This window comes from Companilactobacillus metriopterae (assembly GCF_004117915.1).
In the GTDB taxonomy this organism is placed as follows: Bacteria; Bacillota; Bacilli; order Lactobacillales; family Lactobacillaceae; genus Companilactobacillus; species Companilactobacillus metriopterae.
Window position 1 is genome coordinate 503,850 of the sequence record NZ_RSTD01000001.1, and the last position, 12,127, is coordinate 515,976.

The following is a 12,127-nucleotide window of genomic DNA, read 5'->3' on the forward strand; positions in this document are numbered from 1 at the left end:
ATTTAGGCTTCTTTTTTGATAGGGATCCAGAAATGGTGTGAGCTAACTTCAAATTTTAAATCAAAATTTTTATTACCGAGCTCTTCTCCATCCATTTGTCCGTATTGTTTTTGATTATTTTTCAATGTAAAATTGTTTTCTTGCAATAACCAGACATCTTCGTCATCAAGGTGAGAACCATTAGTTAGGAGTTTTCTAAATAATTTAACAAAAGTTAATCCAGAAATCTTGTTAACAACTACTAAATCCAATTTTTGATCAAAAGGAGAGGCTTTGGGATCAATTGCAATGCCTCCTCCAAAATAAGGATGATTGGTAGCTGTAACTATATAAGCGTTGTTGAACTCGATATCATTGTTATTAGAATCCTTTACTACGATAGAGAAACCTTTTTGATTTTTTAAAACTCTGAGTAAACTAGAAACATAAGCTAAACTACCGATGTTTAACTTGTTAAAAAATGATTTTCTTTTGGAATTGTTTGTATAGAAAACAGTGCGAGCATCAAATCCAATACCAATATTATTCAAGAAGTAGTTTACGCTGTCTTTAGATGAAGCTTTACCGATATCAATTTTTAAAGGATTATCCATTTTAATAATTTGTTTCAGAGCATCGATAGTATCTAAATTTTTAATTTTAATTCCACGACTAAAATCATTACCAGATCCTGCAGGTAGATAGGCTATAGGGGTTTCAGGATTTTTAGAATTTTTCACGCCATTTAGAACTTGATTTAAAGTTCCATCGCCACCTAGTACTAATATTTTTTTATTATCGGTTAGTGAATTTGCTAAATTAGTTGCAATTTTCCTAGCACCAAATTTTTTATCAGTAAGGTGCACGTTGTAATCAACTTTTTCATCCTCTAGATAATCTTTTACTTTTTTCCAATTTTTAATTGATTGGCCATTTCCAGCATGTTTATTTAATATTATTTCTAATGTAATTGAATTATTCATATTACAATTATATCCTTAGAAAACAAAAAAGACAGATTAAATTTAATCTGTCTTTTTTTATTATATTTAAATTGAAGCTGAAATTATCATAGGTAAAATTACAGGATTTCTAGCTGTTCGTTTATATAGGAAGTCTTGTAAATTATCAATTATTAATTTCTTTAGTTCAGCTTCTGTTACTTTGTCGTCTTCTTTATCAAAGGCATTCTTGATAACATGGAATACTCGTTTTTGTGCCTGATTAATCAATTCACCGGATTCTCTCATATAGACGAAACCACGAGATAGTATATCAGGACCAGCAAGAACAATTTTTTTCTTGTAATCAATAGTTGCAACAACAACAACCATTCCTTCTTCAGAAAGTAATCTTCTATCATGGATGACAACGTTGCCGATATCACCAATACCTTTACCGTCAACATAAACGTCACCAGCTGGGAAATGTCCGGCACGTCTAGCAGTCTCAGAAGTAAGAGCTAGTACATCACCGTTTTTCATTACAAATGAATTTTCCATTGGGACGTCACACATTTCAGCAAGTTCAGTGTGTAGTTTAAGCATTCTGTATTCACCGTGGACAGGAACAAAGAATTTAGGCTTCATAAGTCTAAGCATCAATTCTTGTTCAGTTTGACCACCATGACCAGATGCGTGAATGTTATTTACTTTACCATGAATAACTTCTGCACCAGCTTCAGAAAGGTCGTTGATTAGATGATTTACACTGATGGTATTTCCTGGAATAGGGTTACTTGAAAAAATAACTGTATCTCCAGGTTGGATACTTATCTGACGGTGAGTACCATTTGCAATACGACTAAGAGCAGCAAGTGGTTCACCTTGAGAACCAGTACATAAAATCAATGTTTCGTTTGCGGGTAGAGAATTTAATTCACTAGCATCAACGATCATATCATCAGGGATATTCAAATAACCCAATTCGCGACCGTTCACAATAGCAGTTTCCATACTACGACCAAAGACAGCAATTTTTCTGTTTTGTTCTAAAGCAGCGTCGACAGCTTGAGAAACACGATAAATATTTGAAGCAAAGGTAGCAAATATAATACGACCTTCGATAGTTTCAAATATTTGGTGGATAGTCTTACCAACAGATCTTTCAGACTTAGAGAAAGTTGGTATTTCGGCATTAGTACTATCAGATAGTAAACAAAGTACTCCTTCACTACCTAATTTTGCCATTTTTTGAAGATTTGGAGCAGGTAAACCTGCGACGGGTGTTAAATCAAATTTGAAGTCACCTGTAACAACGATAACTCCAGGTTCTGTATGTACTGCAATACCTAATGTATCTGGAATAGAGTGGGTAGTTCTGAAGAAATCAACACTAAGTTCTGGAAATGTAAATTCAGATTCTTCGCTGATTTCTATGATTTTAGTTGTTTTTACTAAACCATGTTCTTCTAATTTACCTTTGATAAGCGCACTAGCAAGTGGACCTGCGTAGATTGTAATATCTGGTAATTGTTGAAGTAGGAAAGGAATACCACCAATGTGATCTTCGTGACCGTGAGTAATAAATAATCCTTTGATTTTTTCTTGGTTTTCTATTAAATAACTGTAATCAGAAATTACGTAGTCAATACCTAGAAGGTCATCTTCAGGGAATTTAATACCTGCATCTACAACCACAATCTCGTCGTGGTATTCAATTCCATACATATTTTTACCGATTTCGCCAAGGCCCCCAATGGCAAAAACAGCAACTTCGTTATCTTTAACGTTAACTGACATTAATTAAAACTCCGTCAACTTGAAATTAGGGCTATTTTTCTCATATTCAAGGTGTTTTTCATCAAGTGCTTGAATATATTCAATGTTGTATTCTGTGTTATTTTCAACTTGTTCTCTAACGTTGATGCTTGAGTCGCTTTCAACGTAGATTGCTTCTGTGTATTCGCGACGGGGGTTATCTTGTTCGCTTTCGTGATATAGGACTTTATAAATCAATATGATATCTCCTCAGTATTTTATTAAAATTTGTACTTTATATTTAATGCTTCCAAAACATTAATTAGTGTGCAATACAGATATTGGTATTTTAACATATTTCATATATATAGTATACAAATCAAAATTTGTGGTTTTTAAGAAATAAGTAGTGTATCTGGATCGATATCGAATGGATTTTCTTTGTTTATTTTATCGTAATATAAATGTCCATTTAAGTGATCTATTTCATGTTGACAAACAATTGCGGGATATCCCTTTAACTTTAGAGTTTTGTGTTCGCCGTCTACATTGTCATACTCAATTGTGACCTTGTTAGAACGAGGCACGTAACCAGGGATATCTTTTGGAACACTTAAGCAACCTTCACCTTCGGAAAGGGCGACTTTTTGTACAGAACTTCGAGTAATTACAGGATTAATAAGCACATCTTTTAAAATGTACTCTTCATTACTTTCTTCGTCATCATTAGGGATCAAGACAGCTGTCATCATTTTTGATTGACCAACTTGTGGAGCAGCTAGTCCAACACCGGCACGTAACTGATATTTTTCAGCAATTTCCTCATCTTGACTATTGATAAGATATTCCATCATTTTTTCAGCAATTTTTTTATCATCATCACTTAATGGAAGGGTAACTTTTTCCCCAACTTTTCTTAGGATAGGGTCTCCATCTTTGACAATATCTTTCATTAAATACATATTTTGCCTCCAGATTTTTATAAGTAACTATATTATAGAATAAATTGCACATAAATATCATAAAAAAGTATTTATAAGTCCATATAAGTATATATTTTACATATTTTTTTGCCTGTGTTAGAGTTTCATTGTAGAAGTGAATACGTTTTCAGAAAGATGGGAGAATATGATGAAAAATGAGAAAGAAAGCCCTAATGTTGAGGCGAAAAAAGAACCATCAAATATATTGGTTCAAATATTTATTTATAGTGGAATATTATTTTTATCAAATATTTTGTCACACTTTATGCCTGCTTCATTCCCAGTACCAGTTCCAGTATGGGGATTAATAATACTTTATGTGTTATTAACAACAAATGTTATAAAGCTGCATCAAGTGGAGCAGACTTCTAAATTTTTGATTGGAATAATGGGATTCCTATTTGTTCCATCAGGTATCCAGATGTATAAGAGTTTAGATTTTTTGGCAAATGATGGTGTGAAATTAATGATTGCCATTATTATTTCCACAATTGTTTTACTTATTGTTATCGCTTTTACAGCTAGAATTTTAATTGCCATAGGTAAGAAAATTCGTAAGGAGGATAGTAACGATGGAGTATCTGAATAATATGTTCTTCGGAATTTTTCTAACTGTTATTGTTTACTTAGTTGGACAATATTTGTTCAAAAAAACTAATAACTTTTTCTTATTCCAACCTCTATTTGTAGGTATGGTTTTAGGAATTGCAGTACTTGTTTTAATCCAACAAGTAACTGGTGCAACTTCTGATGCTGTGTTTAGTGCATATTGGAATGGTGGTAAGGAGAACATGATAGGTGCTAACTTACTGTTCTGGTTCTTATCACCAGCTACAATTGCTTTTGCTGTTCCTTTATATAAGAGAAATGACATTGTTAAGAAATACTGGGTAGAAATTCTGTTATCTTTGATAATTGGATTATTTATTTCATTAACAATAATTTACTTTGTATGTATAGCACTAGGTCTTCCTAAAAATGAAATTGCATCATTGTTGCCACAATCAGCAACAACCGCAATTGCTCTACCACTTTCAGAAAGTATTGGTGGAGTGCCAGCAATTACAGCTATGACAGTAATTTTAAACGCTGTTATTGTAATGGCCTTAGGAGATCAAATAATCAAATTGTTCAGACTAGGATCAGATCCAATTGGTGTTGGACTAGGACTAGGATCATCTGGTCATACAATGGGATCAGTTAAAGCTGTAGAGCTTGGTTCTATTCAAGGAGCCATGGCTTCAATTGCCGTTGTAATCGTTGGTGTAGCAACCAATTTAGTTGTTCCTATTTTTGCTAATATTGTTGGACTTAAATGATATGGGAGGTAGTTTACTATGAAATTAATTGATTATGGAGTTCGTGATGATGAGCGTCCTTATATAGAAGAGTGGTCAAAAGAAAATCAAATAGAAGTTAAAATTATTTCAGATCTACTAACAAAAGATACTATCGAATTAGCCAATGGGTTCGATGGAGTTGTTGCATTTCAACAGTTACCATACGATCCAGAGATATTTGATCGAATGAATGATTTTGGAATTAAGGTTATATCACTTAGAAATGTTGGTGTCGACAACGTTCCTTTTGATTCATTGAAGAAAAATAATATTAAACTTACCAACGTACCTAGTTACTCACCAACTGCAATTGCAGAATATTCAGTAACTGGATTGATGATGTTATTGCGTCAGATGAAGCAAGTTATCAGAAAAGTTGATAAACATGATTTGAGATGGGCACCTGATATTGGTAGAGAATTGAATGGTCTTACAGTAGGAGTTGCAGGAACGGGTAGAATCGGACATGCAGCAATTAAAATCTATCAAGGATTTGGCTGTAAAGTTATTGCTTATGATAAATATCGTAATCCAGATTTAGATCAATCAATATATGTTGATACATTAGATGAACTATTAAAGCAATCTGATGTTGTAACTTTGCATCTTCCAAGCTTGGGCAAAGGTCACACAGTTATTAATAAAGAAACAATATCTGAGATGAAAGACGATGCAATTGTAATAAATACTGGTCGTGGAGATTTGATCAATACACAAGACTTATACGATGCAGTAGAGTCAGGTAAACTTTACGGTGCAGTTATGGATGTTTATGAAAATGAAGTAGGTATTTTCAATACAGATAGAACAGGACAAGATTTACCGGACAAACTTTTAGAAAAAATTATCAATGATCCAAAATTCATTCTATCTCCTCATATTGCCTTCTATACAACCAGAGCAGTCAAGAATATGGCAACAATTTCATTGAATTCTATGCTTGAAGAATTAAAAGACGGTAAGTCACAAAATGAAATTGACCTAGGATAATGCTAAATTATTCACAAATTGTTGTAAATTTTTCTTAGAAACAATAAGTTTTCATCTTGTGTTTTCACAAAAGAATGATAAAATTATTAATGTGAAAGCCCTTACAGTTTTAGCTTGTTTTAGATGTTACTAACAGAAAGGATAGTGTAAAAAAATGGCACAAAAACCAATAGTTGATTTCGGAGCAATTAAGAACGGTTTAGATGAAGTAAAGAAACCAGTTCAAGTTTTGGATGAAAATTCAAAAGTTATAGATAAAGAAATTTTTGATTCTTTCTCTGATGACGAATTATTAAACTTTATGGAGAAGATGGTTTGGGAGCGTGCATTGCACGATCAAACAATGAACTTCTCTCGTCAAGGACGTATGGGATTCTATGCTCCTACATCTGGTGAAGAAGCATCAGAAATGGGTACAGTACTGGCAATGGAAAATAATGATTATCTATTACCAGCTTATCGTGATGTTCCTCAATTGATCCAACATGGAGCTACTGTTACAGAAGCATACCTATGGTCTAGAGGACACGTTGTCGGTAATAAATTTAAGGCAAGATCAATGATGCCTCAAATCATTATCGGTGCAGCCTATGTAGAAACAGCTGGTGTTGCTATGGGGCTTAAGAAGAATAATGAAGATGCTATAGCATTCACATATACAGGTGATGGTGGTACTTCACAAGGTGATAGTTATGAAGGTATGAACTTTGCAGGTGCATTCCAACTTCCAGCATTGTTTATTGTTCAAAATAATGGATTTGCCATTTCAACTCCTCGTAACAAGCAAACTGCTGCTAAGACACTTGCTCAAAAAGCCGTAGCTGCAGGTATTCCAAGTATTCAAGTTGATGGTATGGACGTACTAGCTTGCTATGCTGTAGCCAAAGCTGCGCGTGAATATATTCTTGCTGGAAATGGTCCAGTTATGATTGAAACATTGACATATCGTTATGGTGCTCACTCAAGTGCTGGGGATGATCCTAAACGTTACAGAACTAAGGAAGATGAAGAAGTATGGATTAAGAAAGATCCACTTGTTCGTTTGAGAAAAGTTCTTGAAGACAAAGGACTTTGGAGCGAAGAAAAAGAAGATCAAATGGTTGAAGACTATAAAGCTTCATTCAAGGATGCAATCAAAGAAGCAGATGCAGTTCCTGCAGATAAGGTTTCAGATATGCTACAACGTACATTTGAAATTCCAACTCCAGAAGTTAAGAAACAAATCGAAATATTCAGAGCAAAGGAGTCTAAATAACAATGGCTAAAAAAACATATATTCAAGCAATTACAGATGCTCTTGATATTGTTCTAGAAGACGATCCTAAAACACTTGTTTTTGGTGAAGATGTTGGTAAAAACGGTGGTGTTTTCAGAACAACTCAAGGTCTACAAGACAAATATGGTGAAGATCGTGTATTTGATACACCATTGGCTGAATCTGGAATCATTGGACTTGCTACAGGTCTTGGCTTAACAGGTTGGCGACCAATTCCGGAAATTCAATTTATGGGATTTTCATTTGAAGCTGTTGATCAAATCGTTGGACAACTTGCAAGAATGAGATTTAGATTTGATGGAGAAAAAACAGCTCCAGTAGTTATTCGTACACCTTATGGTGGAGGAACACATACAGCTGAAATGCATGCTGATAACTTGGAAAATTATTTCACAGGTACACCAGGATTACGTGTTGTAATGCCAAGTAATCCTTATGATGCAAAGGGACTACTGATTTCTGCGGTAGAAAATAATGATCCAGTTCTATTTATGGAAAACTTAAAATTATATCGTTCAATGAAAGATGATATTCCTGATACAAAATATACTGTTCCTTTAGATAAAGCTAATGTTGTTCGTGAAGGAACAGATATCACTGTTGTCGCATACGGAGCTGAAGTAAATGAAGCTCTTAAAGTTGCTGACAAATTAGCAGAGAAGAATGTTTCTGTTGAAGTTGTGGATCTACGAACAGTTTCACCAATTGATACAGATACAATTTTCAAATCAATTGAAAAAACACACAAAGTTGTTATTGTACAAGAAGCTCAAAAAATGGCTGGTGTAGGTGCAACAGTTGCCTCAGCAATTTCTGAAAATGCAATTATGTCACTTGACGCTCCAATCGGAAGAGTAGCCGCACCAGATTCAGTATATCCATTCGCTTTAGGTGAAGATATTTGGATTCCAGGAGCAGACGAAATTGAAGAAAAAATTAACGAAATTCTTGGCTACTAAACAATAGGCTATAGAAAGAAAGGGATCTTATAATGGCATATAAATTCAAACTACCTGAACTTGGAGAAGGTATGCACGAAGGTGAAATTGCTAGTTGGCTTGTTAAAGAAGGCGACACAGTTAAAGAAGACGATTCAATTGTTGAAATCCAAAATGATAAGTCAGTTGAAGAATTACCTACACCTGTTTCAGGTACAGTAAAACAAATTGTTGCACAAGAAGGCGAAACAGTAGAAATTGGTCAAACATTGATTGTTATTGATGATGGATCAGCAGACGATGGCGATGATGAAGAAGCCGCATCACCTGCACCTACAGAAGCTGCACCTGCTGCTAAAGCAGAAGCACCAGCTAGTCCAGCAGCTCAAGCACCTGCTGCTGCACCCGCACAATCAACAGGTTCAGCAACAACAAACTATTTGGCTATGCCATCAGTACGTAAATATGCTCGTGATAAGGGCGTAGACCTATCACAAGTAACACCTTCTGGTAAACATGGACAAATTACTAAAGCAGACGTTGATTCATTCGATGGTACTGTGGCACCTGTGGCTGCAGCTAATACAGCTCAACCTGCAGCTTCTCCAACAGAACCTGCATCAGTAACACCTTACAAGTCTTCAACTCCAGAAATGGAAACAAGAGAGCCGCTAAGTCTTACTAGAAAAGCTATCGCTAAGGCAATGGTTAATAGTAAACATACAGCTCCTCACGTAACTAGTTTTGATGAAGTTGAAGTTAGTGCTCTTATGGCAAACCGTAAGAAATATAAGGAAGTTGCGGCAGAACAAGATATCAAGCTAACATTCTTACCATATATTGCTAAAGCTCTTGTTGCAGTATTGAAAGCATATCCTGAATTGAATGCATCAATTGATGACGCAGCTCAAGAAATTGTATACAAACACTATTACAATATTGGTATTGCTACTAATACTGAACATGGACTTTATGTTCCAAATATTAAGAATGTTGATTCTAAGGGTATGTTCCAAATTGCTAAGGAAATATCTGAAAACACTCAAGCTGCTTATGATAACAAAGTATCATCTGACATGATGACAGGTGGTTCAATCACAATCAGTAATGTTGGTTCAATCGGTGGTGGATGGTTCACACCGGTTATAAATCATCCAGAAGTTGCTATTTTGGGTGTTGGTAGAATAGCTAAAGAACCATACGTTGATGAAGAAGGAAACATTCAAGTAGGTAATATGTTGAAACTTTCATTGAGTTATGATCACCGTCTAATCGATGGAGCATTAGCTCAAAATGCACTAAATCTATTGAAGAAATTATTACATGATCCTGACATGTTACTAATGGAGGGCTAATTTTAAAATGACTGAAAATATTGTAGAAAAAGATACAGTTATCATTGGATCTGGACCTGGTGGATATGTTGCAGCAATTCGTGCAGCTGAATTGGGTCAAGATGTGACTGTTATTGAAAAAGAACCCACACTAGGTGGAGTTTGTTTGAACGTTGGTTGTGTACCTTCTAAAGCGCTGATTACAGCAGGACACCGTTTACAAGAATCTATAGATTCTTCAGTTTATGGTATTACTACATCAGATGCAAAAATCGACTTTACAAAAACTCAAGCATGGAAAGATGAAAAAGTTGTTAAACGTATGACTGATGGAGTTAACATGCTTTTTAAGAAACACAAAGTTGAAGTAATTCAAGGTGAAGCATACCTTGATAGTGATACACAACTACGTGTTATGCCTAGTGGACCTCGTCAATTCATGGATAATGGTGGAGGCCAAACTATTAAGTTTAAAAACTTAATTTTGGCAACTGGTAGTCGTCCAATTGAAATACGTGGATTTAAATTCAATGAACGTATTATCGATTCAACTGGTGGTTTAAACCTAACATCAATTCCAAAGGAATTTGTTATTATTGGTGGAGGTTATGTTGGTACAGAATTAGCTGGAGCCTATGCTAATCTAGGATCACATGTAACTATCCTTGAAGGTTCACCAAGTATTATTCCTAACTTTGAAAAAGATATGGTAAGTATTGTTGAAAAGAACCTTAAAGCTAAAGGTGTAACAATTGTTACAAATGCTATGGCTAAAAAAGGTGAAGAATCAGCAGATGGTGTTAAGGTCACTTATGAAGTTGACGGAAAACCTGAAACTATTGATGCAGATTATTGTATGGTTACAGTTGGACGTCGTCCTAATACAGATAATTTTGGATTAGAAATGACTTCTGTTAAATTGTCAGATCATGGTCTTGTAGAAATCGATTCACAAGGTCGTACATCCGTTCCTAATATTTATGCTATTGGTGACATTACTGCAGGTCCTGCTCTTGCACACAAAGCTTCATTTGAGGCTAAAACAGTTGCTGGAGCAATATCTGGTGAAAATACTGCCAATGATTATATTGGAGTTCCTGCTGTTTGTTTTACAGATCCAGAATTAGCTGTTGTCGGATTAACAAAAGACGAAGCTAAAGAAAAAGGTATCGAAACAACAGTTGCTAAGTTCCCATTTGCTGCTAATGCACGTGCAGTTTCTCTAGATTCAGCTGAAGGATTTGTTCGTTTGGTTGCTGATAAGGAAACTGGAACACTACTTGGTGGACAAATTGTTGGACCTGGTGCAAGTGACTTGATTTCAGAACTTAGTGTGGCAGTTAATTGCCAATTAAACTATGAAGATATTGAGTTAACAATTCATCCACATCCAACTCTTGGAGAAACAATCATGGAAGCTTCAGATATTCTATCTGGATTCCCAACAGATATTTAATATTAAAAAGCAATGCAAAGGCATTGCTTTTTTTGTATAGTAAAGAGAAGCAAATAAAGAGGTTAAAACTATGCAAGAAAATTATAATTACCCGTTAGATCCTGAATGGAGCCATAGTGAAATAGCAGAAATCATTTCATTTTATAATGCTGTGGAATTAGCTAATGAATCTGGGATAAATAGGAATGATTTCTTAGAAAAGTACAGACTTTTTCAAAAAATTGTTCCTATGAAGATGGATCAAAAGAATATTGATAGTGAATTTGAACTACAATCAGGTTATTCAATCTACCGAACTTTTAAGGCAATTAGTTCTTTCGATGGAAAGGGTAAATTTAGGATGAAATAATGAATAAAAAAGAAATTGATGATTTTTTAGTCCAAACAATAGATGTTGTTGGTAAAAATTTACGCGAAACGATCAATAATCAAAAAGAAGTTGATACTAAAAATGGTCGTAATGATTTAGTGACTAACTACGATAAAAACACAGAAAAATATATTGTTAGTCAAATAAAAGAACATTATCCAGGAGCACAAATCATTAGTGAAGAGGGTTTTGGTGATGCTCCTAGCAATATGGATGGCTTAGTTTTTTTAGTCGATCCTATTGATGGGACTATGAATTACGTAAAACGTAAGTCAGATTTTGCTTCGATGATAGGTGTTTATTTGGATGGAGAACCTTATGTTGGTGCCATTATTGACGTTATGAATAATAATATTTTTCATGGTGGAAAAGGTATTGGTGTAAGAAAAAACACTGAATTGTTAAAAACTCCTGAGGATAAGCATTTATCTGATGGCTTGGTTAATTTAGCATCTTGGTTAGTTTTGTCTAATTCATACAATGCAATTGAAATAGTTAAAAAAAGTAATGGATTAAGAATATACGGAAGTGCAGGGATTATTTTTTCACATATCCTTGAGGGAAAAGAAATTGTGTATATGTCAAGACTGGCTCCTTGGGATCTTGCAGCAGGGCGAGTACTAATAGAAACACTTGGAATGAGTGTTTGCCGTGTTGACGAAGCACCTCTAAATATGCTAAAATCACAAGTCGTAATAGTTAGTACTTCAAATGCAAAAAATGAAGTGCTAGATACAGTTAAGAGTGCGAAAAAACTGTGAT

General features: G+C 34.6%; 13 protein-coding genes. 9 read left to right on the forward strand and 4 right to left on the reverse strand.

The genetic code is table 11. The annotated features are described in order from the left end of the window. Positions 1 to 2 precede the first annotated feature (2 nt). The 4 genes from EKN01_RS02560 to def form a co-directional block, all read right to left on the reverse strand. On the reverse strand, positions 3 to 962 hold the full coding sequence (locus EKN01_RS02560) for a diacylglycerol/lipid kinase family protein (protein ID WP_129044839.1): 960 nt from the start codon (positions 960 to 962) through the stop codon (positions 3 to 5). 66 nt (positions 963 to 1,028) lie between these two features. Then, the gene (gene rnjA / locus EKN01_RS02565; protein WP_129044840.1) at positions 1,029 to 2,720 is read right to left on the reverse strand and encodes a ribonuclease J1; all 1,692 of its coding nucleotides are present in this window, start codon (positions 2,718 to 2,720) and stop codon (positions 1,029 to 1,031) included. Positions 2,721 to 2,723: 3 nt separating this feature from the next. Then, entirely contained in the window at positions 2,724 to 2,936 is a 213-nt protein-coding gene (locus tag EKN01_RS02570) for a DNA-directed RNA polymerase subunit epsilon (protein WP_099974660.1), read from the reverse strand. A gap of 137 nt (positions 2,937 to 3,073) precedes the next feature. After that, positions 3,074 to 3,640: a peptide deformylase gene (gene def, locus EKN01_RS02575; RefSeq protein ID WP_129044841.1), complete on the reverse strand. Its 567-nt coding sequence runs from the start codon at positions 3,638 to 3,640 to the stop codon at positions 3,074 to 3,076. Between the two features lie 169 nt (positions 3,641 to 3,809). Between def and EKN01_RS02580 the strand changes: the two genes are divergently transcribed. The 9 genes from EKN01_RS02580 (at position 3,810) to EKN01_RS02620 (ending at position 12,126) form a co-directional block, all read left to right on the forward strand. Then, positions 3,810 to 4,250, forward strand: coding sequence for a CidA/LrgA family protein (locus EKN01_RS02580; RefSeq protein WP_164966350.1), 441 nt, complete (start codon positions 3,810 to 3,812; stop codon positions 4,248 to 4,250). Further along, a complete protein-coding gene (locus EKN01_RS02585; RefSeq protein WP_129044843.1) occupies positions 4,234 to 4,980 on the forward strand; it encodes an LrgB family protein in 747 nt (248 codons plus the stop codon). Before EKN01_RS02580 ends, EKN01_RS02585 begins: the two co-directional genes overlap by 17 nt. A gap of 18 nt (positions 4,981 to 4,998) precedes the next feature. Next, positions 4,999 to 5,991, forward strand: coding sequence for a D-2-hydroxyacid dehydrogenase (locus EKN01_RS02590; protein WP_129044844.1), 993 nt, complete (start codon positions 4,999 to 5,001; stop codon positions 5,989 to 5,991). Between the two features lie 154 nt (positions 5,992 to 6,145). Further along, positions 6,146 to 7,246, forward strand: coding sequence for a pyruvate dehydrogenase (acetyl-transferring) E1 component subunit alpha (gene pdhA, locus EKN01_RS02595; RefSeq protein ID WP_129044845.1), 1,101 nt, complete (start codon positions 6,146 to 6,148; stop codon positions 7,244 to 7,246). Positions 7,247 to 7,248: 2 nt separating this feature from the next. Beyond that, positions 7,249 to 8,226, forward strand: a complete 978-nt coding sequence (locus EKN01_RS02600) for an alpha-ketoacid dehydrogenase subunit beta (RefSeq protein WP_129044846.1) — start codon at positions 7,249 to 7,251, stop codon at positions 8,224 to 8,226. Positions 8,227 to 8,258: 32 nt separating this feature from the next. Further along, complete coding sequence (locus EKN01_RS02605; RefSeq protein WP_129044847.1) at positions 8,259 to 9,560, forward strand: 2-oxo acid dehydrogenase subunit E2; 1,302 nt, start codon at positions 8,259 to 8,261, stop codon at positions 9,558 to 9,560. Positions 9,561 to 9,567: 7 nt separating this feature from the next. Next, the gene (gene lpdA / locus EKN01_RS02610; protein ID WP_129044848.1) at positions 9,568 to 10,995 is read left to right on the forward strand and encodes a dihydrolipoyl dehydrogenase; all 1,428 of its coding nucleotides are present in this window, start codon (positions 9,568 to 9,570) and stop codon (positions 10,993 to 10,995) included. A 70-nt stretch (positions 10,996 to 11,065) separates the two neighbouring features. Continuing rightward, positions 11,066 to 11,344 (forward strand): UPF0223 family protein, encoded by a 279-nt coding sequence (locus EKN01_RS02615; RefSeq protein WP_129044849.1) that lies wholly within the window; start codon positions 11,066 to 11,068, stop codon positions 11,342 to 11,344. Beyond that, a complete protein-coding gene (locus EKN01_RS02620) occupies positions 11,344 to 12,126 on the forward strand; it encodes an inositol monophosphatase family protein (RefSeq protein WP_129044850.1) in 783 nt (260 codons plus the stop codon). Before EKN01_RS02615 ends, EKN01_RS02620 begins: the two co-directional genes overlap by 1 nt. Position 12,127: the final 1 nt, after the last annotated feature.